Genomic DNA, 21,291 nt, shown 5'->3' with positions numbered 1-21,291 from the left:
TCTCCTACTCGGCCAGTTTCACGCCCCACAGGCGCGGTTTGGCGATGGGCCAGGAGCGGTAACCTTCGACCCGATCCTGAAAGGCACCCACGGTGCTGCCGTTGTACATCACCACCATGGGCACATCGGCGAGCATCTGTTGGTGCAACTTATCGAACAGCGCCTGACGTTTGAGCGGAGCGATTTCACGCATGGACTCAAGCATCCAGCCCTGTGCCAGGGGGTTGTCCCAAACCTTGCGCGGTTGCTGATTCTTGTCACCCATCACCGACTCGAAGTTCAGCGCCGCGTCGAAGCGCGCCGAATAGGGGAACGCCATGATCTGGTAGGCACCGGTCTGGTAGCGCTCCAGTTGCGTGCCCCATTCGAGGGTTTCGATATCGATGTTCAACCCGGCCGCCTGGGCCATGGCCTGGCTCAGTACCGCCATGTCGAACACACTCTGGTAGCGTTTGTTGGTAATGATTTTCAGTGGCTGGCCGTTGTAACCGGCTTCCTTGAGCAGGCGTTTGGCTTCTTCGATGTTGGCTTTGTAGCCTTGCTTCTGAACGCTTTTATAGTAGGGGCTGGTGTCTGGCACCACCGAGTTGTTGGCGTGGGAAGTGCCTTCGGTCAATGCCTGGACCATTTGCTCGCTGTCCAGCGACAGCGCGATGGCGCGCCGAATGCGTACGTCCTTGAGCAGTGGGTCGCGGGTCTGAAACAGCAGGGCGTTGAGCGACATGTTGGAACTGCTGGAGGTCTTGATGCCTGGCAAGGCCTCGAGTTCGCGGGCGTCCATTACCGTGACATCGGGCAGCACGTCGACGCCTTTGGATTGCAGCGCGGCTTTGGCTGAGGCGGCATCGGGAATGACCATGAAGCGCAGGTCGTCGACGAAGGCCTGTTTGTTGCCGGTATAGCCGTCGGTGCCTGTCTCTGGACGGGCGCTGTAGTCGCTAAAACGCTGTAGATCGACGTATTGCCCCGGCTTCCATTCGGCGAGCTTGAACGGCCCGGTGCCGATTGGCGCTTGCCACTTGCCGTTCGCATCGACAGAAGACGGATGCAGGATACCGGTGCCGCCGCAATCGGAGCGGGCCATTTGTGCGAGGAATAAGCCATTGGGTTTGTCGAGGGTGAAGACCACGGTCAATGGATCTGGCGCGCTGATGTCGGCGACTTTCGCCACGCTTCGGCCATCGAAGTCTGCGAGACAGCGCCACTGGGTCTGCGGGTCGAGATAACGTTTCCAGGTCCACAGCACGTCGGCGGCGGTGAGGGTCGCACCGTTATGAAACTTCACCCCGTCACGCAGGGTGAAGCGGTATTCCAGGCCATCGGCCGACACCTCGACCTTACTGGCCAGCAGCGGCCCGACGGAGGCGTCTTCGCGGTAGGCCACCAGGCCTTCGACGATGTGCAGCACCACCGCGTCAGTGTTTTCGTCGCGATTGACGCCAGGATCGGTGCTGCGAATGTCCGCGTTGAGCGCTACACGCAAGGTGCTGGCGGCCTCGGCGCTGAGACTACCTATAGCGAGACTGCTGAACCCTAGCGTCAGGGCGATACGAGTGAATGTATGCACGGGAGTGATTCTCCATTGGCGGTTTGCGACGGTTGGAACCGGCAGAAGTCGCAAACCGTTAGTTGTTTATTGTCATTGTTGTTGTCGTGCCGCCCGCAGGCGTGGGTGTCGCGTGAGTTACTTGAGGTAGTGGTTGATGTCGCTCTCCATTGCCAGCGTATAGGCGCTGAACTCGCGGTTCACCGCCGGCAGCGGTGCGACCTCCATTAAACCTTTGGCCGGGCGCATCACCACCATGGCGACCGTGGCCGAAAGGTTGCCGGCCGTATTGGAAAGCGGTGGGCGACACACGGCCCATGGCGTGCCGAAGTCATCGAAGAAGGCTTTTTTCAGGTGCTCGACGGTCAATTGTCCGGGCGTTTCACTGAGGATCTGTCGCACACGCACATCGCGGTAGAGACTTTCCGGCACGCTGTTCAATCCGGCTTCACGCAACTTGCCCAGTGCCACCGGGCTCTGCCAATGGTTGGCGTGCACCAGCAATCCCTGTTCCGCCTGAATCGGGAAGACTTCGTCTGGGGCGCATTCAAAATTGATCGCGTATCCACCGGCGTGGCTGAGCATCATGTTGTTGGAGGTGGATTTGGCGGTGGTGGCGACCACCTTGATCGACAGCGCGAAGTGCGCGGCCTCCAGCGCCTTGCGTCGAATGAACGGCAGTGGTACGCCGACCTGGGTGTAGTCGCGTTCGGACTCCAGGTAATTGGCGGTGATTGCGGTGCCAATCGAGTTCAACCCGTTGCGGGCCAGACCTCCGGCCTCGGTGAAGGTCAACACATCCGGGCCGTCTTCGCGCAGGACCTTCAACACGATGGCGCTCTCGGCACATTCCGCGCGCCAGTCCCAGTTTTGTCCGTGAATCACTTCGTTTGCGGCCGAAGCCGTTGGCAGAATCACCGCCCCGGTGCAACCGTCCGGATCTGGCAGGCGAGCCTTGCGTCGGCCCAACTGGATGATCTCGGTGCGGGCGTTGATCAGCACGATAGCTTCGAAATCACAGCCTGCACCCTCGGCGATGCCGCGCATTTCCTGAGCGTACTCCGGCTCGAATGCTTCGATGCTGGGCACGAACTCATTGGCAAAGCCACGGATGTCAGCCCAGGTGTAACCCATCTTCAGCAGTTGGACAGAGTAGATCTCGATGCTTTTGTGAATCCGTTGACTGACGGCTTGACCGTATTGAACGCCGCGTTCGAAAGGGGTACCGCTGATCTCGACGAGAGGGAAAGGGGAGTGGCTCATGGTTGGCAATCTCATGTTTTTTGTTTGCGTTGGGTACAAGAGTTGCTGGATCCGACTCCCCTGTCAATGCTTTTGGTTGACTGATAAAACCTTGCTGTAGGCGTCCTACAGCGCTTCATTCATCGGGTCGTGCTCGAAAAGGCCCGGTTTATCTATGCTGTAGCGATGTTTATGGCCTGTCGTCCTGCCTGTTGTTTATGTTCTGTGTATTTAGCTTTCAGAAAAATCGGAAAACTCCTGCTTTTTGTACCGCTGAGCGACAGAGGGAGGTGTCCCGTAATGCATTGCCGATAAAAACGTCGCTCGGTGGTGATTTGGCAGTTGTCCGCAGTGCTCCCGGCACGCTAATGTCGGTTAGCCCAGCGCTGACAGCGCGATGCGCGCAGGGATGCACACTCACTGTTTGATCGAGGATGGAAATGGAATCCGCAGATATCCTGGTACTCCAGGCCAGCTACACCAACCCGATACACGCCGAAGCGATCAGTCTTGTTCTGAACCACTACGCAGAAGACCCGATGGGTGGTGGCACGCCGTTATCGGCCGATGTCTTGCAGCAATTGCCCGGCGAACTGGCCAAGCGACCCCATGCGTTCAGTGTCCTGGCGTTTGTTCACGGGGAGCCTGCCGGGCTGGTGAATTGCTTCGAAGGTTTCTCGACCTTTGCCTGCCGTCCACTGATCAACGTCCACGACGTAATGGTGGTTGGGAAATTCCGCGGGTTGGGCCTGAGCCAAAAGATGCTGCAAAAGGTCGAGGACATTGCCCGTCAGCGCGGCTGCTGCAAAATCACGCTGGAAGTGCTGGAAGGCAACGCAGTCGCGCAGGGTTCCTACAGCAAGTTCGGGTTTTCGGCGGGGATGTTCGATCCCGCTCATGGCCGCATGCTGTTCTGGATCAAGGCGCTTTAAGGGCAGAGGAAACGCAGGCTGCCCCCAAAAGATCGCAGCCTTCGGCAGCTCCTACGGATTTGCGCACGGCCTCGGTTATTCGGCGTAGGAGCTGCCGCAGGCTGCGATCTTTGTTGCGCAGAAAAGGGGGCTGGAACCAGCCCCCGAAGAGATTACGGCTTGGTGCTTGAAGCACTGACAGCGGTAGGTGCAGCAGCCTTGGGTTTCATCAGGCTGAAGTCGATCAGTGCCTTCTGCTCGCGTTCATAAGGGTTGCCGATCAACAGCGGACGCGGTTTGAAACTGTCGCTGACCAGGCTCTTGCTGTGGTCCAGTTCATCGAAGCTCAAGCCTGCAAGTTCTGCCCAGGTGTGGATCAGGTGCGAACTGCTGTAAGGCCGTTGCAGATCCGCGGCAAAGTTCCAGTCATGGGTTTCTCGCCATTGCGGCGAAGCCCAGGCGATGAACGGAATCGTGTACATCGGCGCGGTTGGTTTGGCTTCGTTACGACCCAGGGTGTTGTGACCTGCGGAGTCGAAAACGTCTTCGCCGTGGTCGGAGAGGTACAGCAGGAAGCCGTTTGGATCGGTCTTTGCGTAGTCTTTGATCAGGCTCGAGACCACGAAGTCGTTGTACAACACCGCATTGTCGTAGCTGTTGTAGGTCGGCAACTGGTCATCGCTGATACCGGCCGGCACACCCTGACGATCGTTGAATTTGTCGAACGTCGGCGGATAACGGTACTGATAACTCATGTGCGTGCCGAGCAAATGCACGACGATGAGCTTGCGCGGGGCACTGTCGGCCATGGCTTTGGCGAACGGCTCCAGCACATCGCCATCGTACTGACGGGCGTTCTGGTTGCGGTTGTTGTTCAGGTAGACCTGTTCATCAGCCTGCTCGGAGAACGTTGTGAGCATGGTGTTGCGCTTGGTCATGGTCTGCTGGTTGGTGATCCAGAAGGTCTTGTAACCCGCCTGTTTCATCACGCTGACCAGTGACGGCGTTTTCAGATACAGGTCCGGATTTTCTTCGTCGGCGAAGGTCAGAACCTGTTGCAGCGCCTCGATGGTGTAAGGGCGCGGGGTAATGACGTTGTCGAAAACCGCCAGTTGGTCCTTGAGCTTGTCCAGTTCCGGCGTGGTTTCACGCGGGTAGCCATACAGGCTCATGCGTTGACGGTTGGTCGATTCGCCAATCACCAGCACCAGGGTCGCGGGCTGGTTTGCCAGCGCATCCTTGAAGTTGTGCAATGGCGGGATCTGACTGGCGTTGTCGAGCATGCCTTGCATGCTGCCGAGTGTTTCGCGGTAGCGACGATAGGCAACCATCATCTGCCACGGCACAGCGGGCTCGACTCGGGTTTCAAATTTTTCGATGCCACTGGCGAAGCTACCGGTATGGGCAGTCTGCTTGACCAGCGGATAACCGATAATGGCGACCAGAATGGCGGTCGCGGTCAGCAGCGCTTTGCCACGAGACAGGTAAACCGGGCGCAGCCGCGTCCACAGGAACACGGCAACGGAGGTATGCGCGAGGAAGGCCAGGACCATCCACCAGGCGAAATACTGAGCCATGTATTCACCCGCTTCCGACACGTTCGATTCGAACATGATGAAGATGACGCTTTGCGAGAATTCCTGCTGATAGATAAAGAAGTAGCCCAGGCTCGCCATCGAGCAGGCCCACAGCACTACGCCGATCAATGCGGCCAGCAAGCGCGTACGCGCCGGGAACAGTAACATCGGTGCCAGCCAGATGGCGCTCATGATGAAGGCCTGGCGGAATCCGGCGAAACCTGCAGTGTCGGACACCAGAATGAGTAATTGGGTGATGCCGGAGAAATACCAGAAGAACAGGAACAGCCAGCCAAATCCGGCCCAATCGAAACCATTCGCAGACGTATTGCTGCGTTTAAACATCGTCATTCAGCGCTCCAGCCGATTATTTACTGCGGATACTGGAGCATTCCAGACACCAACAATTGCACCGCTCACAAGGTGGGCGGCTATAACCGACGAATTATCATCAGACAGATGTGAAAAAAATGTGAGTTTCGTTCAGCTAACTGACAGCTTGCGCAGTGGTCGTTGCATCTCTGTTTGCGCGGGCGCGGCGCCTGGATCGTTACTCAGGCACCCGTCGGTTTAGCGCGTTACCGGTTGCTCAGGCAATTGTGCCTGGGCAAGCAACCGGCGCAGTTGCGCGACCTGCTCGAGCAGCTGCTCACGTTCGGCTTTGAGTTGGCGCAACTCGTCACGACGGATAGTGACGTAAAGCGTTTGTGGAGGCAGTGCGTTTACTACGGTGCCCATTGCTCACCTCGCAAATGGCGTGTCACATCTGTGGCCGGATTGCTCGGGAGCCATGCTCGAACCACTTTCGGCGCCGATTCTGGTTTCTTTTTGTTATTTATGGAACTTTTTTATTTTTCGTTGTCCCTGTGTCTTCGCCAACGTTTGGGACGTTATCCCTATAGCTCGGGCAAATCGTCCGGAAACTATGTTGCAGCGCTCTGGACTAACCTTAATCAGGCTCATTGCGCTATAACCTTTGGCACACCTTTATTTGTAGTAAGGAGCATCAGCACATGCAACTGGGGATTATCGGACTGGGCCGCATGGGCGGCAACATTGCGCGGCGCCTGATGCTCAATGGGCACACCACTGTGGTCTATGACCGCAACACCGCGTTCGTTGACACCCTGAGTCAAGAGGGCGCCACTGGCGTTGCGGACTTGCCGGCACTGGTCGCGGCACTGGATAAACCCCGAGCGGTCTGGATCATGCTGCCAGCGGGCGCGCCAACCGAAGAAACCATCGACACCTTGAGCCACTTGCTGGACGCCGGCGATGTGATCATCGATGGCGGCAACACCTTCTATAAGGACGACATTCGCCGCGCGAAAACCTTGTCGGAAAAAGGCTTGAAGTACATCGACGTTGGCACCTCCGGCGGCGTTTGGGGGCTGGAGCGCGGTTACTGCATGATGATCGGCGGTGATGCTGACGTGGTCGATCGCCTTGACCCGTTGTTCGACGCGCTGGCGCCAGGCCTGGGCGATATCCCGCGGACCAAGGACCGGGTGGCCGAAGATGATCGTGCCGAACGTGGCTACATTCACGCCGGCCCTGCAGGTTCCGGGCACTTTGTGAAGATGATTCACAACGGTATCGAATACGGGATGATGCAGGCGTTTGCCGAAGGTTTCGACATCCTCAAAACCAAAGCCTCGGAGAACCTGCCGGAAGATCAGCGTTTTGATCTGAACGTGGCCGACATTGCCGAAGTCTGGCGTCGTGGCAGCGTGGTCTCGTCCTGGTTACTAGACCTGACGGCCGATGCCCTGGCCAGCGATCCGAAGCTCGACGGTTACTCCGGTTCCGTCGCCGACAGCGGCGAAGGTCGCTGGACCATCGAAGCGGCGATGGAGCAAGCGGTGCCGGTACCAGTGCTGTCCAGCTCACTGTTTTCCCGTTACCGCTCGCGCCAGCAAGGCGCCTATGGCGACAAAATCCTTTCGGCCATGCGCTTTGGTTTTGGCGGTCATGTCGAGACTCCGAAAAAATGACTTCGATCCGCAAGAAATCCAAGGCACACCCCGCACCGCCAACCACGCTATTTCTGTTTGGTGCTCACGGCGACCTGGTCAAGCGCTTGCTGATGCCGGCGCTGTACAACCTCAGTCGTGACGGTTTGCTCGGTGATGGACTGCGGATCATCGGTGTCGACCACAACGCGATCAGCGACGTGGACTTCGCCAAAAAACTCGAAGACTTCATTCGCACGGAGGCGGCCAACAAGGTCGGCAACGGCCATGACACTCTGGACCCGGTGCTCTGGACCAAACTGGCCAAGGGCATCAGCTATGTCCAGGGCGATTTTCTCGATGACAGCACCTATCAGGCGCTGGGCGCGAAAATCGCCGAGAGTGCTACCGGCAACGCGGTGTTCTATCTGGCCACCGCGCCGCGCTTTTTCAGTGAAGTGGTGCGCCGTCTGGGTTCGTCCGGGCTGCTGGTGGAGAGCGACGACGCCTTCCGCCGGGTCGTGATCGAAAAACCCTTCGGCTCCGACCTGCATACTGCCGAAGCCTTGAACGCTTGTTTGCTCAAGGTCATGACGGAAAAGCAGATCTACCGGATCGACCATTACCTGGGCAAGGAGACCGTGCAGAACATTCTGGTCAGCCGGTTCTCCAACAGCCTGTTCGAAGCGTTCTGGAGTAACCATTACATCGATCATGTACAAATCACCGCCGCCGAGACCGTTGGCGTCGAAACCCGTGGCAGTTTCTATGAGCACACGGGCGCTCTGCGGGATATGGTGCCCAATCACCTGTTTCAGTTGCTGGCAATGGTCGCGATGGAACCGCCGGCGGCCTTCGGTGCCGATGCGGTGCGAGGTGAAAAAGCCAAGGTTGTCGGGGCGATTCGTCCCTGGTCCACCGAAGAGGCGCGAGCCAACTCGGTACGCGGTCAGTATGTCGCCGGTGAAATCGCAGGCAAGCCGTTGCCCGGTTATCGCGAAGAACCCAACGTCGCGCCAGACAGCACGACGGAAACCTATGTCGCGCTCAAGGTGATGATCGACAACTGGCGTTGGGTCGGCGTGCCGTTCTACTTGCGTACCGGCAAACGGATGAGCGTACGCGACACTGAAATAGCCATCTGCTTCAAACCTGCGCCCTACGCACAGTTTCGCGATACCGAAGTCGATGAGCTGCAACCGACTTACCTGAGGATCCAGATTCAGCCCAATGAAGGCATGTGGTTCGATCTGCTGGCGAAGCGTCCTGGGCCAGCGCTGAACATGGCCAACATCGAGCTGGGCTTTGCCTACAAGGACTTCTTCGAAATGCAGCCGTCCACCGGTTATGAAACCTTGATCTACGATTGCCTGACCGGTGATCAGACGCTGTTTCAGCGCGCTGACAATATTGAAAACGGCTGGCGCGCGGTTCAGCCGTTCCTCGATGCCTGGAAAGAGGACGCAACGGTGCAAACCTACGCTGCCGGCGAAGATGGGCCGGATGCCGCCGATGAGTTACTGGCCCGCGACGGTCGCGTCTGGCACAGCCTCGGCTGAGTCAGGTAATAATTCACACAAAACCCTGTGGGAGCGAGCTTGCTCGCGATGACGGTGTGTCAGGCAACATCTAAGTTGACTGACAGTCCGCTATCGCGAGCAAGCTCGCTCCCACAGGGCTGGTGTTACAACCAGTAGCTCACCGCATACCAGCCCAACACGCCCATCACCACGGTGTACGGCAAAGCCATCCAGACCATGCGTCCGTAAGACAGCCGAATCAGCGGGGCAATCGCCGAGGTCAGCAAAAACAGAAAGGCCGCCTGACCATTGGGTGTGGCCACACTGGGCAGGTTGGTGCCGGTGTTGATGGCAATCGCCAGGGTTTCGAAATGCTCGCGGCTCATATGGCCGGAGATGAACGCCTGCTTGACCTCAGTGATGTAGATGGTCGCCACGAACACGTTATCGCTGATCGCTGACAACAAACCGTTAGCGATAAACAGCATGCCCGGTTGCTGATCTACCGGCAGGGCCAGCACCCACTGGATCAACGGCGTAAACAGTTGCTGATCGTGAATCACCGCCACGACGGCGAAGAACACCACCAGCAACGCCGTAAACGGCATCGCATCCTTGAAGGCATTGCCGATCCGGTGCTCTTCGGTGATGCCGGTGAACGCGGTGATCAAGACGATCACCATCAAGCCGATCAGCCCGACCTCGGCTATGTGAAGCGCCAACCCGACAATCAGAATCAGCGCGGCTGCGCCTTGTACCAATAATGCAGCGCGTTGGCGGGCCGTGCGTTCTGCATTGTCTTGTGCCGCATAGTTGGCCAGCACCGCGCGAACGTTGTCGGGCAGTAAAGTGCCGTAACCGAACCAGCGCAATTTCTCCAGCAACACACAGGTCACCAGCCCCGCCACCAGTACCGGCAGCGAGACCGGGGCGACTTTGTGGAAGAACTCTGCAAAGTGCCAGCCCAGCTCATGGCCGATCAGCAGGTTCTGCGGCTCGCCCACCAGGGTGCAAACACCGCCGAGCGCCGTCCCCACGGCGCCATGCATCAACAAGCTGCGCAGGAATGAGCGGAACTGCTCAAGGTCTTCGTGATGCAGGACAGGCAGATTGTGGTCGTCGCTGAATTCACTGTCCTGCCGTGGGTCATTGCCCGACGCTACACGGTGATAGACCGAGTAAAACCCCACGGCCGCACTGATGATCACGGCGGTCACCGTCAACGCATCGAGAAATGCCGAAAGAAACGCTGACAGAAAACAGAACATCAGCCCCAATAATGCCTTGGAGCGAACCCCAAGCAACAGTCGGGAGAACAGGAACAGCAGCAGGTCTTTCATGAAGTAAATGCCGGCGACCATGAACATCAGCAGCAGGATCACCGGGAAGTTGTGTTGCAGTTCGTCATACAGGGCAACAGGTGTGGTCATGCGCAACAGCAACGCTTCGACCATCAACAGACCACCCGGCATCAGCGGGTAGCACTTGAGTGCCATGGCCAGGGTGAAAATGAACTCCGCCACCAGCAACCAGCCTGCCACCACCGGACCTGTCGTCCAGAGCACCAGCGGGTTGAGAATCAGGAACGCGAGAATGCTCGCCTTGTACCAGCGCGGTGAATGCCCGAGGAAGTTGTGCGCAAACGCCTGGGCCATTGAACCGGACATCTGTTGCTCCTTCTATTAAGAAGCGCGCAACTTGCCGTAACAGTCGGGGAAGATCAAGTTCTTGAGTTTCATTATCAATCGGTGATGGCGCACCTGTAGCGGAGCAAGGGCAAAGCACTATCCCAGATAGCGCGCCAATACCGCCCGATAGTGGCCGTCCAGCGAGTAACCGCTTACCACAATTCGCTCGTCTGCCTGCACCGCCAGCGAGGTCGCTGTGTCGAGGCTGCGCCCCAGTCGAGTGCGAACCCAGCCTTGGCCATTGGCAAAGGCTGGATCCAGGTGTCCGTTTGGGAGATGTCGCGCCAGAATGAAATCCGCTGTAACACCGCCAATGGTTGCACCGACGCTCAGCACCCGGCCATCGGCGAGAACCTGGGCTGCCGTCCATTGGCAGCCACTGCTACCTAATTCAGTGAGCAGCGCGTGCCCCTCGTTGCAATGAGCGTCCGGCCGACCATTTCTATGCACTGTCATTGTTAGGCAATGCATCGGGTCGCGACTGCTGCCGAAGCACTGCAAGCGGCCATCCTTCTGCTCGATTACCTGACTCACCTGGGCGCTGCGTCCCAGAACCTTGAAGCTGAAGAAGCCGGATTCAGCGAAGTCGTCGTCCAGCCGACCGGTGTTGTCGAAGCGTGCCAGCAAACCTTCCTGCGGCGGGTCAATGGACCCGGCGACCACAATCTGACCATCGGCCTGTACCAGGATGCTGCCAAGCCAGGTATTCATCAGCAGGTGCCTAACCATCACGAAACCGTGGCCGTTGAATGTGCTGTCCAGCATCCCGTCCGGATTGAGCCGTATCAGGATGCCGACGTGATCCGCAAACTCGTAGTAATGGTTGGCCAACAACAGGATTCGACCATCGGCCTGTACACGGAAGACGCAGGCTTCGGCCCCGGGGACTCCCGGCGGTAACCAGTCGTCACGCAGACCACGGGACAATCCACCGGGTAAACGCACCACCCGTATACCCCGATGACCAAAACTCAGATCGAGGCATCCATGCGTGTTTAACATCGCCAGCGCCGGCAGCGTACGGTGGGAGTCTTTGTAATGCAGGCCGGATAGCAGAATTCGTCCGTCGGGCAGTTCTTGAACGTTGCCACCTGTGGCTTCGAATCCGCTTTCGAACTGTCCGATGATGCTGCCCTGGTGACCAAAACTCAGATCCGGACAGCCGTCTTCATGCAATCGGGCCAACCCATAACGCCAGCCGCTCCGTGTTCTGACCTTTGCTGCGACCAGCAAGCGGCCCATCGAGTCCACCGCGACATCGTTGGCCATGCTGGAAAGGCTGCCAGCGAAGTGCACCCAAGCCTTACCGGACGATGCAAAGCTTGAGTCGAGTTGGCCTGCCGTGCTGAGGGGGGTAGCGAAGTCAAAAGCGTTATGGACGGACATGTCGCATCTCCTTGCGAGTCGACCGGATCCAGAACCGCGGTGGAAGACTTCACGAAGGAAATATTCAATCCCATGATTGATACATTGCACAACTGTCAGAAGTGACAGGTGGAGCGGCGTTGTTTGCCAGAACAATGTCTTTGCGAATCGATGACAGGTTTATCAGACGAATACGACCGTCTATCGCAATGAAGCGTCAACAGTGTGTGGCGAAGAGGAGGGGAGTTTTGAGGTGCATCGATAAAACAGTGCGGATCACTTCGTGGTGATCCGCACACTTCATTTGATTTACTGCGGCATTGTCCAGGATTGCAGCTGATAACCTTCCTCGCTCAACTTGGCGCGAACCTGTTCCAGCAAGAATTCAAGTTGGGCCGGGTCGGTGTAGGCGCTGCTTGGGATCTGTTTGCGGCCGATAGGGGTGCTGGTGCGGTCGATGACGGTCAGGCTGAGTTCGCCAGTACCGTCCTGTGGAGCCCAGGCCACGCATTGAAATGGCGTAAATGCGCGGTCGGCAATCAAAAGAGCTTCGTTGATACGGAGCGGGGCGTTCATGGGGTCTTCTCTCGTCTGTGCCCAATCAAGTGATGTGCCGTCGGTTGGGCTTACCGTTCGGCTGGTTACTTGTACTGATGCGCGCAACAGGGGGGCGGGTCACACACAATCAAAAGAAATTTCAACTTTCTTTTATGGGTTCTACTGCAAGGGACGCGTTGAAAGCTGAATGAAAGGTTCAAACCCGTCAGGTAACTGACGGAGGTGTGTTTTATAACGAAAACGACGTTAACCTTATAGTTAAACGATACAAGGCAGCGTCAATATCTTGCTAACGTTACATTCAGGGCCGCCAAACGACTGTTTCCAATAACTTTTCTAATTTTTTGGCGCCAAGGAACAGTCATGACCGAAACGCCCGCATTGCGACGTTTGCTAGTGGTTGATCCGTGTGACGACTGCCATCGCTTATTACCCGGCCTGCGTACGATCGGCTGGGATGTCGACAGCTGTACCCTGGAGAACGCTTCCCATCATTCCTGTGATGTCGGCCTGCTGCGCCTTCAACCTGTTCATTTTGAACGTCCTGAAGCCGTCAAGGAACTGATCAGCCGTAGCGGCACTGAATGGATCGCTGTTCTCAACCAGGAAGTCCTGCGGCTGCAGAATGCCGGTGATTTTGTCTGCGAATGGTTTTTCGATTTCCATACCTTGCCGTTTGACGTCTCCAGGGTTCAAGTGACCCTTGGGCGAGCATTCGGTATGGCGCGTTTGCGCGGCCAGGGCACGATTCACGTCCACCAGCCCGAACATGAACTGCTGGGCGACAGTCGGCCGATCCGCGAACTGCGCAAATTGCTGAGCAAATTGGCGCCCACCGAGTCGCCGGTGTTGATTCGAGGGGAAAGTGGCACTGGTAAAGAGCTGGTCGCCAGAACCTTGCACCGCCAGTCGCAACGCCGCAGCAAACCGTTTGTCGCGATCAATTGCGGTGCGATTCCCGAACATTTGATTCAGTCCGAGCTGTTTGGTCATGAAAAAGGCGCTTTTACCGGAGCACATCAACGTAAAGTCGGACGCATTGAAGCGGCCAATGGTGGCACCCTGTTTCTGGATGAAATAGGCGATCTGCCCCTTGAGCTGCAAGCTAACCTATTGCGTTTCCTGCAGGAAAAACACATCGAACGGGTCGGCGGCAGTCAACCGATTCCCGTGGATGTCCGGGTCCTGGCAGCCACTCACGTGGATCTGGAAGCTGCGATCGAGGCCAAGCGTTTTCGCGAGGACTTGTACTACCGGCTCAATGTTCTGCAGGTGGTCACTGCGCCGCTACGCGAGCGTCACGGCGATCTGGCGATGCTGGCCAACCATTTTTCCCACTTCTACAGCCAGGAAACCGGACGTCGGCCGCGCAGTTTCAGTGAAGACGCGCTGATTGCCATGGGCAAACACGATTGGCCGGGCAATGTTCGTGAGCTGGCGAACCGCGTGCGTCGAGGGTTGGTGCTGGCTGAAGGCCGACAGATCGAGGCACGGGACCTGGGGTTGATTGGCCAACAGGTGATTACCGCACCGATGGGCACCCTCGAAGACTACAAGACCCGCGCCGAACGCCAGGCATTGTGCGACGTATTGAGCCGCCACAGTGACAACCTCAGCGTAGCCGCTCGAGTACTGGGCGTTTCACGGCCGACTTTTTACCGATTGCTGCATAAGCACCAGATCCGCTAGGGCGCGGAGAAACGAAAGGGCCCGCTGCGATTTACGTCGCAGCGGGCCTTTTCCTTGTGTGGCGTTTAGAAGTAGTACGGGAATTTCAGGCTGAAGGAGAAGGCCGGTGCGTCCTGGGTCAAGCCGATGGAGAGGTTGGGGACTATCGTCAGTTTGTCGGTTGCCGCCAGGGTCAGGCCGATGTTGAAGTTGGCAGCGTTGTAGTCGCTGTCCGGGATTGATTGCCAGTCCTGGCCGCTTGGTTTGACTTTGCTTTTGCGGGCGAATTGGTCGGAAAACGAAAACGACATACTCATCTTCTCGTTCAAGGCAAACGCAATACCGGCGCCGACCTGCCAGGAATCGCCCAGTTTCACGTCTCCCGGGACCGTGGAATCTACAGTGGGGCTGATATCGCTGAAGGAGTCCTGCATGTTGTAGGTATAGGACAGGCTGCCGAAGAGCACGGCAGGGTCGAAGGTCTTGACCAGTGAGATACCCGGGGTAATCGACCAGACACCGTTGCCGGTAGGGAGTGACTGAGGTACCGACAAATTGTCGTTGCCCGGGTCCTTGATCAGCTTGATTCCGTACGGATTTTTGCCGGTCGGCGCCTTGACTCGCAGAGTGACGACCGCGTCGGGCAGGCTTTCCGATTCATCCAGGAACTTGTAGGCAACACCAAAGTTGACATCGCCTATGGTCGGATCGCGCTTAACAGTGGCGTCGGATGAGACCGGGGCTGCGCCTCCTGCACCACCAGAAGAGTATGTCGATTCTCGATAGACGACCGGGACGTTGAGGTCGAATTGCCAGCGTTGCGCCACGTTATAGCGGCCTGTCAGGTCCAGGGTCCAGTTGTCGGCCTTGATGCGGTCAATGTTGATGTTGCCGAGAAAAATCGAGTCAAGAGCCAGAAAGCCATTGAGCACCAATGCACGGGTATCGTAGTGCGTATAGGTCATGCCCGTTTCGAGACTGAACTTGCCACCACCGAAGAAGCCGCTGGCTTCGTCATACAGGTTGGACACGCTTTGCGCCGGTCCCGAGTCATCCTTGAGCGACTGCCCATACGAACTGGTCCCAGGGGCACCCGTGGCCACGGTCTTGGCGCCTGCGGTCTGTTCGGCAGGGGAGCGGGTCAGGCGCTTGGGGGCAGGCGTTGCTGGTGTTTCTTCGACTTGTTTAACGCGCTGCTCCAGTACCATCAGCGCGTTCTGTTGTGCTTCGTAACGCTGTTTCAGCTCCATGAGTTCTTGTTTTAGGGCTTCTACCTGGGGGTCCGGTGCTGCTTGCAGCAAAGTGGCCGGGACCAGGGTACTCAAACAAACGACAGCTCTGAACGTGAACGATCTGTGCATGGGTTTGCCGTCCCTTCTGACTACATTCGATGAGACTGAGCGTAGATCAGTATCCGAGAGTGCGTAGGCCTTTTAGTTGATCCAGACTGCAGTCCAGCGCCCCGGCGGTCGGCAGGTTGTTGCGCAGGACAACGTTGAGGGACGTCAGGTTGTTCACCTGGTTTCCTCCGCCCAGCAAGGTCGTGTTCTGCATCAGGCTGCCCTGGGCAAGGCTTTGCACGGTACTGCCCTGATTGTTGTTGGCCTGGATGCTCAACTGCACGCCAGCGCCACTCGACGACATACTGAAGGTCCCGGCGCCGTTGGACGCGGACAGGGTCGTGCCGGCGGTCAATGGCTGGCCCTGGGTATCCATTGGTGGTGCCTGGTTGGCTTCTTTGACGTTGATGCCGACATTGTTGTAGGCGCTGTTGTAGTCGCCGGCGGCGCGCACGACCTGGGTTACACCCTGGGTGGTACTGAGGCCGCTGCCGCCGCTGACAGTGCCGGAACCCTGGGAGACCGGCGAACCATCTCCTTTCTTGTCGATCATCGACACATAGAACTGTGGCTTGATGGTCGATTCCTGAATCTGCATCGAGGAGGTTGCCCCGATCACTTCACCGCTGGCATTTTGCCAGGTACTGGTCATGACAATCCCGAAACTGATGATCCGGCCCGGCATGACATACCGGCCGCGAAGGGTCGCCAACTCCTGATCCTTGAGTTCAATCGGTTTGAACGTGAGTGCTTGTGTTGGCAGGCTGGCGGCCAGGCAAACGACGGCCAGCCAGTATGGAGTCTTCATTGGATACTCCCGGAGCTTCGTGCTCCCTTGTCATTAGAAAAAGTCGCTCTGGATGAATCCGAAATCCATCAATTCTGTGTCCGGCACCGGGCTGAAGGTGTTGATGCGGTTCTTGGCGGTCAGTGGCAAAGGTGGTTCGCGCAAGACGTTGGTCTTTTCGTAGCCCTGGCCTATGACGGCGAAGATGATGCCGTTCCAGCCTTTGACAAAGTCGTCGAACTTGAAGCGTTTGTGACCGAGTACCGGATCACCGATATACACCCAGTCTTTCTCCGCTTTTTGCATGACCACGAAGTGCTTGTAGCCTCGGATGTCCATGAGCACGATGACCGGAATCGCGACGCTGGTCAGAGTTTCCGGCGTTACCCGGTAACCACGGGCTCGCATGCCGATACTTTCTACGTAACGCTTCATGTCGAGCATGGAGAAGCCCTGGACGCGGACCAGATTCTGGTCGGAGTGAGCCAGCATGCCTTCGATGATTTGTGCCTCGGTTACGTCCAGCCAATAGGCCTGGCGCAATATGGTCGCCAGGGAAGCTGCACCGCAACTGAAGTCGGTTTTCTGTTGGACCAGGTCGGCAAATTTGCGCTCACGCATGCTCTGGACCGGTTTGAAAACGACCGCTCCGCCTGGCAAGACGGAAAGCGGCATTTGTCCCGCTTCGCTCAGGCCAGCCAGAAAAACCAGGAACATCAGGGCGAAAATGCGCATGATCGGAAGCCCTCGTGCAAGAGTGAAAAAAAGCCCCCCGAAGGGGGCTCTCCAGACTCTGGAGCTAGGTTTACAGGCAGGTTCTGCAACCGGATGCAATGGACAGCGAGTTGCTTTGCTGGTTGCCAACACCGGCAGCCACGTTAACGCCCAGGTTGCCGCTGCCACCATTCACCGAACCGTTCAGGTTAGCAGTGTTGGTCACAGGGTTTGCCCAGCCAGTTGGGGTCAGCACTTGCCAGGACACGGTGTTGCTCAAGTCAAAGGAGCTGGACTCGCTGAAGCTTTGCGACTTATCTTTCGATTCACTGCCAGAAGCGGCGAACGATGCGCTACCCGATGCGTCGCGCGATGCGCTGCTAGATGCGCTGTGCGATGCGCTGTTCGATGCGCTGTTCGATTTGTCGAGTGATGCGGCGAGCGATGCGTCGATATCGGCGTCGAAAGTCGCACTCCTGCTGTTGGTGTGCCAGCCATTAGTCCTGCTAGCGCTAACATCCACGTCCACGTTCACATCCAGATTAGCTTTCACAGCAGCATGCGAAGCAGCGGCGCTGGCAGAGGCACTAGCAGAGCGCGAAGCAGAACTGCTAGCTTCGTGCGTAGCAAAGGCGGTATTCAAGCGCTTGGTAAAGTCCGACGCTGAGTGCGATTTGGATGCCTCTTGGAAAGACTCATGACCGCTGGCTGAGACGGTACGCGACAGCGTATCCACGCGGTACGTCCGATCGGCGTCGTTATCCACCCTCAGGCCTGGGCCTGATTGATCGGCACTCGCGGTTGCAGTAGCGTGCTTGCCGCCAGACACAGCGATCGCCATGGTGTTTTTCTGTTGGTTAAGGTCGCCAGCAGCCATGTTGATACCCATGTTGCCGCTGCCGCCGTTAGCCGAACCACTCATATTGGCGCTGTTGGTGGTGGATTGGTTGTAGACCTCGTTGTTGTTTTGGGTTTGCGTAACCTTGGCGGTTGCCACCACAGACCCAAAGACAAACGAGCCATCGCCGCTGGCAATGGCGGCAGCGTTGTCTTGTTGGTTGCCGTCGCCTGCTGCAACGTTGACACCCACGTTACCGGAGGCGCCCGTGGCCGAGTTGGTCATGTTGGCGGTGTTTTTAGTCCCTTCATTGCTGATGTAGTTGTTAGTGCTGGTTTGTTTATCTGTGGCGTTGGCAGTGGCGCCAGCATTGGTGGTGTCTTTTGGATTTACGTGATGACGATGATGATGCTCGTCACCACCCTGACCAGCTTGTGCAGCAATAGCCATTACCGCAGCGATTGCGAAAACCAGAGGCTTGATTGCCATTGTGGGTTTCATGCTGATTCTCCGTACTTTATTTTTAGGTTAAGTGTTGTTTTTTACCTTTTGGGTCAATCCGCGACCCGTACGCTCAGGGTGTTGGCCGTTCGGTTTCCCACCCCGGCGCTCTGATTCAACTGGATCACCCCACGGCTACCGGTGAAGGCCTGGTCGCTGGTAGCGACCTGGCGATGGCCAGGGGTAAGATCCGTTGAATCGGAGTTGTTGAGCAGCGCCACGTTCTGTTGCTTGAGGACGCTGTCGTCGATACTTTGCGGCGTAGCACTGATGCTTATCCGCAGGGCGTTGGCTTGCTGGTTGCTGGCGCCCGAACTCTGGTTGACCCCCAGTACGCCATTGCCGTTACTGAAAGCGTTGCCTTTAATGGCTGACTGGGCATCGATCCTGGGATCGACCTGAGTACGCAACCGTTGGCGAATCTGCGTGGTGGCGCTGGCGTTGGTGTCAATGGCAATGGCTCGGGCGTTGGCCTGTTGTTGCTGATCGCCGGCAGCCTGGTTGACCGAGAAGTTGCCCTGGTACTGGCTGCCGGAATTGTCGATGGTGGCCGTATCGATAACAGGAGGTTGGGCAAAGGTCGGCGCACTGCAAAACATGGCCAGAATCAGCAGAGTGCGATTCATTTCATTGTCCCCCCGATAGCATTCAGACTGCCCAGGCCTTGCTGGATGGTGCCGTTGATCCTGTTGGCAACACCGTTGCCGGAGCCTGCGGAATGTCCAGCGGACAAGCCGGGCAACTGTGACTGACCATTGATGCTGCCGCTCAGCGCGCCGGTGCCTTGAGCGATCGTGCCGGCGATGCTTGCACCGCTGCTGATGCCGGAAATGTCACTGTCCGTCAGTTCGTTGGTTGCACTGATGACTTGTTTGGACGGGTTGGCATTGACGGTCAGGGGGTTAGGGTCGGGAACCATGGGGGGGCGAGTCGCGTTACGCGTTTGGACTTCCCGCTGAATGACAATGATCCCATCGGCGGCCGTGACAGGCAGACTGATGACAGAGCTGAATGCACATCCGATCAGCAGGAGGCGGATAAAGCCTTTATCGATTGTCTCCACGTCGGCACTCCCTCGTCTTTTGTGCGCTGGCCCTGGTCAGCGTTGTGAAGGAGAGAGCAGAAGCTGTGCCGCTTTTTATTTATTGATTGAATTCAATAGGTTAAAGGGTGGGGCAGGAAGGGGGATGTTTGAGCTGTATCAACCGTGAGACGGTGCCCGCCGTCGCGAGCAGGCCCCATCGGTCGAAAAGCTCTAAATCAAGTGTTTGCGGGCGAGTGTACCAATGACTTAACAGTCAGCATGACAAGAGGATGAAGGCAGTTGATAGGGCTGTTGCGCTGCACTGGAGTGTTTCAGAAACGGACATATTCCCCCCAGGATGCAGATGCCGTCACGGCTTTAGCAGATACTCAACGGCAGTAAATGCCTGACGGCGGCGCTCGGCCCAATCGCCGTTGATGACCTGCAGTCTTTGCTGGTGTTGTTCCAGCCAGGCTTTTGTTGCGTTGAAGAACGCCAGGCGCTGGCTCAGATCCGGTTGGCAGCGCTGGCCGTCATCCGTCCAGTCCACCACTTCAGGGGAAAGCAGCAGATGCAGGTCGTAATGCCTGGCCAGCAGCGCTTCTTCGATCCATGCGGGGCATTCGCCAAACAGGGTTTGGCTCCACAGCATATTGCTCAGCAGGTGTGTGTCGAGAATCAGCAACTCAGGGCGCTTGGCCCGGGCGCTGTCTTCCCAGGCCATTTGGCCGCGGGCAATCTCCGGGATATCGGCAAGGCAGGTATCTCGAGGGTTCTGTTCAATGAAGTAACGTACGTATTCACCTACCAGCAACCCGCCAAAATGGCCTTGAAGCTCTGCCGATAACCAGCTTTTGCCACTGGATTCAGGGCCGGTCAGTACCAATACTTTCATGCGCGCAACGCCGGATCGGTCCGCCACTCACGCCAGCCTTGCACGGCGATCAGCGTAAACAGGCCATAGAGTGCGGCGGTCAGGTACAAGCCTTTATAGATAAACAACCCGACGAAAATCACATCGACGGCAATCCACAGCGGCCAGCATTGCAGGCGTTTTTGCGCCATCCACAGTTGCGCCACCAGACTGAAACCGGTCAATGCTGCGTCCAGCCAGGGCTGCGCGGCGTCGGTCCAATGAGCCATGGCGGCGCCCAGCAGCAAGCTGCCGACGGCACCGACGGCCAACCCCGCCCACATCGAGCGGCCATCCAGTTGCGTGACTTGCCGTCCATGCTGTGCTTCGCCGGCGCGGGTCCACTGCCACCAGCCGTAGAGCTGCAAACCGGCGTAAATCACCTGCAGCAGCATGTCCGAATACAGCTTTACCTCGAAGAAGATCCAGCTATAGAGCAGCACCATGACCAGTCCGATCGGCCAGCACCAGGGGTTCTGTTTGACCGTCAACCAGACGGCAATCACGCCGAGTGCGGCGGCAAACAGTTCAAGCCCGGACATGAAGGTTCCTTGGTGAAGTCGAAAAGGGCGCCGATTGTAACGCAGGTGGTAAGTGAAGAGATTTCAGGCTAGGCACATTCCCCGTAGCAGCTGCCAAGCCCGCGAGGCTGCGTTCGGCTGCGAAGCAGTCGTGAATCCTGCCTCCACGGTTAACCTGAAGAAACGCGGTGTCCGAATTTACGGCCGCTTCGCAGCCGAACGCAGCCTCGCGGGCTCGGCAGCTGCTACGGATCGTGTAACTACAGAGGCATTGTTTCAGCGCAAAATGTGTCTACACCCGAAACTGCTTGAGCAGGCTGTTCAACTGTTCACTGAGCTCTTTCAAATGCACGCTCGCGACGCTCGACTGCTCAGCGGCCAAGGCAGTGCTGTGAGACAAACCCGCCACCCGACCTATCCGACTCAAGTCCAATTACGGCGCAGCGTTATTCAGGCATGTCTGGTAGGATTTCGGCCACGTCAGTGGAAACCTGAATTCGCGCTGATTTCTCAGGAAGTTTTTACGATTTCGCGTGGATCTTGCGCGCGTCTTGATTCAGCGATGCTGGCTGATCGCAGTGAAGGCTTAAATATTATTGACTAGGCATGCCTTGGAGGCATTGCTT

At 57.4% G+C, this 21,291-nt stretch carries 20 protein-coding genes; 5 read left to right on the top strand and 15 right to left on the bottom strand.

Annotated features, from left to right (window positions below; genetic code table 11):
* Positions 1–4: 4 nt before the first annotated feature.
* Together BK659_RS09205 and BK659_RS09200 are read right to left on the bottom strand one after the other, a co-directional pair.
* Entirely contained in the window at positions 5–1,567 is a 1,563-nt protein-coding gene (locus BK659_RS09205; RefSeq protein ID WP_404942520.1) for an ABC transporter substrate-binding protein, read from the bottom strand.
* 117 nt (positions 1,568–1,684) lie between these two features.
* Positions 1,685–2,809, bottom strand: coding sequence for a C45 family autoproteolytic acyltransferase/hydrolase (locus BK659_RS09200; RefSeq protein WP_123424750.1), 1,125 nt, complete (start codon positions 2,807–2,809; stop codon positions 1,685–1,687).
* Positions 2,810–3,228: 419 nt separating this feature from the next.
* Between BK659_RS09200 and BK659_RS09195 the strand changes: the two genes are divergently transcribed.
* Positions 3,229–3,720: a GNAT family N-acetyltransferase gene (locus BK659_RS09195; RefSeq protein ID WP_123424749.1), complete on the top strand. Its 492-nt coding sequence runs from the start codon at positions 3,229–3,231 to the stop codon at positions 3,718–3,720.
* Between the two features lie 152 nt (positions 3,721–3,872).
* Here BK659_RS09195 and BK659_RS09190 read toward each other — a convergent pair whose 3' ends face one another.
* Positions 3,873–5,627, bottom strand: a complete 1,755-nt coding sequence (locus BK659_RS09190; RefSeq protein ID WP_123424748.1) for a phosphoethanolamine transferase CptA — start codon at positions 5,625–5,627, stop codon at positions 3,873–3,875.
* A gap of 219 nt (positions 5,628–5,846) precedes the next feature.
* On the bottom strand, positions 5,847–6,014 hold the full coding sequence (locus BK659_RS27725; RefSeq protein WP_185015302.1) for a DUF6026 family protein: 168 nt from the start codon (positions 6,012–6,014) through the stop codon (positions 5,847–5,849).
* Positions 6,015–6,265: 251 nt separating this feature from the next.
* On the opposite strand from BK659_RS27725, the gene gnd reads away from it, so the two are divergent.
* Both gnd and zwf read left to right on the top strand, forming a co-directional pair.
* The gene (gnd, locus tag BK659_RS09185) at positions 6,266–7,270 is read left to right on the top strand and encodes a phosphogluconate dehydrogenase (NAD(+)-dependent, decarboxylating) (RefSeq protein WP_259740240.1); all 1,005 of its coding nucleotides are present in this window, start codon (positions 6,266–6,268) and stop codon (positions 7,268–7,270) included.
* The gene (gene zwf, locus BK659_RS09180) at positions 7,267–8,787 is read left to right on the top strand and encodes a glucose-6-phosphate dehydrogenase (RefSeq protein WP_123424746.1); all 1,521 of its coding nucleotides are present in this window, start codon (positions 7,267–7,269) and stop codon (positions 8,785–8,787) included. The genes gnd and zwf overlap by 4 nt, the downstream gene beginning before the upstream one ends.
* A 125-nt stretch (positions 8,788–8,912) precedes the next feature.
* On the opposite strand, the gene nhaB is transcribed toward zwf, so the two are convergent.
* From nhaB to BK659_RS09165, 3 genes are all read right to left on the bottom strand, one after another.
* Positions 8,913–10,415: a sodium/proton antiporter NhaB gene (nhaB, locus tag BK659_RS09175; RefSeq protein ID WP_123424745.1), complete on the bottom strand. Its 1,503-nt coding sequence runs from the start codon at positions 10,413–10,415 to the stop codon at positions 8,913–8,915.
* A 117-nt stretch (positions 10,416–10,532) separates the two neighbouring features.
* Positions 10,533–11,822, bottom strand: coding sequence for a hypothetical protein (locus BK659_RS09170; protein WP_123424744.1), 1,290 nt, complete (start codon positions 11,820–11,822; stop codon positions 10,533–10,535).
* Positions 11,823–12,110: 288 nt separating this feature from the next.
* Positions 12,111–12,377 (bottom strand): hypothetical protein, encoded by a 267-nt coding sequence (locus tag BK659_RS09165; RefSeq protein WP_123424743.1) that lies wholly within the window; start codon positions 12,375–12,377, stop codon positions 12,111–12,113.
* A 345-nt stretch (positions 12,378–12,722) separates the two neighbouring features.
* Between BK659_RS09165 and BK659_RS09160 the strand changes: the two genes are divergently transcribed.
* Positions 12,723–14,048, top strand: coding sequence for a sigma-54 dependent transcriptional regulator (locus BK659_RS09160; protein WP_123424742.1), 1,326 nt, complete (start codon positions 12,723–12,725; stop codon positions 14,046–14,048).
* 65 nt (positions 14,049–14,113) lie between these two features.
* On the opposite strand, the gene BK659_RS09155 is transcribed toward BK659_RS09160, so the two are convergent.
* The 8 genes from BK659_RS09155 to pnuC all read right to left on the bottom strand — a co-directional run bounded on the left by BK659_RS09155 (position 14,114) and on the right by pnuC (position 20,686).
* On the bottom strand, positions 14,114–15,388 hold the full coding sequence (locus BK659_RS09155) for a hypothetical protein (protein ID WP_123424741.1): 1,275 nt from the start codon (positions 15,386–15,388) through the stop codon (positions 14,114–14,116).
* Positions 15,389–15,434: 46 nt separating this feature from the next.
* The gene (locus BK659_RS09150) at positions 15,435–16,175 is read right to left on the bottom strand and encodes a hypothetical protein (RefSeq protein ID WP_123424740.1); all 741 of its coding nucleotides are present in this window, start codon (positions 16,173–16,175) and stop codon (positions 15,435–15,437) included.
* Between the two features lie 33 nt (positions 16,176–16,208).
* Positions 16,209–16,889, bottom strand: coding sequence for a C39 family peptidase (locus BK659_RS09145; protein ID WP_123424739.1), 681 nt, complete (start codon positions 16,887–16,889; stop codon positions 16,209–16,211).
* A gap of 70 nt (positions 16,890–16,959) precedes the next feature.
* On the bottom strand, positions 16,960–18,207 hold the full coding sequence (locus BK659_RS09140; RefSeq protein ID WP_123424738.1) for an autotransporter outer membrane beta-barrel domain-containing protein: 1,248 nt from the start codon (positions 18,205–18,207) through the stop codon (positions 16,960–16,962).
* 53 nt (positions 18,208–18,260) lie between these two features.
* Complete coding sequence (locus BK659_RS09135) at positions 18,261–18,833, bottom strand: adhesin (RefSeq protein WP_123424737.1); 573 nt, start codon at positions 18,831–18,833, stop codon at positions 18,261–18,263.
* On the bottom strand, positions 18,830–19,270 hold the full coding sequence (locus BK659_RS09130) for a hypothetical protein (RefSeq protein WP_123424736.1): 441 nt from the start codon (positions 19,268–19,270) through the stop codon (positions 18,830–18,832). The genes BK659_RS09135 and BK659_RS09130 overlap by 4 nt, the downstream gene beginning before the upstream one ends.
* Before the next feature lie 331 nt (positions 19,271–19,601).
* Entirely contained in the window at positions 19,602–20,126 is a 525-nt protein-coding gene (locus BK659_RS09125; RefSeq protein ID WP_123424735.1) for an AAA family ATPase, read from the bottom strand.
* Complete coding sequence (gene pnuC / locus BK659_RS09120; RefSeq protein ID WP_123424734.1) at positions 20,123–20,686, bottom strand: nicotinamide riboside transporter PnuC; 564 nt, start codon at positions 20,684–20,686, stop codon at positions 20,123–20,125. Before pnuC ends, BK659_RS09125 begins: the two co-directional genes overlap by 4 nt.
* A 130-nt stretch (positions 20,687–20,816) precedes the next feature.
* On the opposite strand from pnuC, the gene BK659_RS27720 reads away from it, so the two are divergent.
* Complete coding sequence (locus BK659_RS27720) at positions 20,817–21,269, top strand: hypothetical protein (RefSeq protein ID WP_185015317.1); 453 nt, start codon at positions 20,817–20,819, stop codon at positions 21,267–21,269.
* Positions 21,270–21,291 lie beyond the last annotated feature (22 nt).

Source organism: Pseudomonas brassicacearum (assembly GCF_003732225.1).
Classification (GTDB): Bacteria; Pseudomonadota; Gammaproteobacteria; order Pseudomonadales; family Pseudomonadaceae; genus Aquipseudomonas; species Aquipseudomonas brassicacearum_E.
This window is presented reverse-complemented; position numbering and strand designations above follow the sequence as displayed.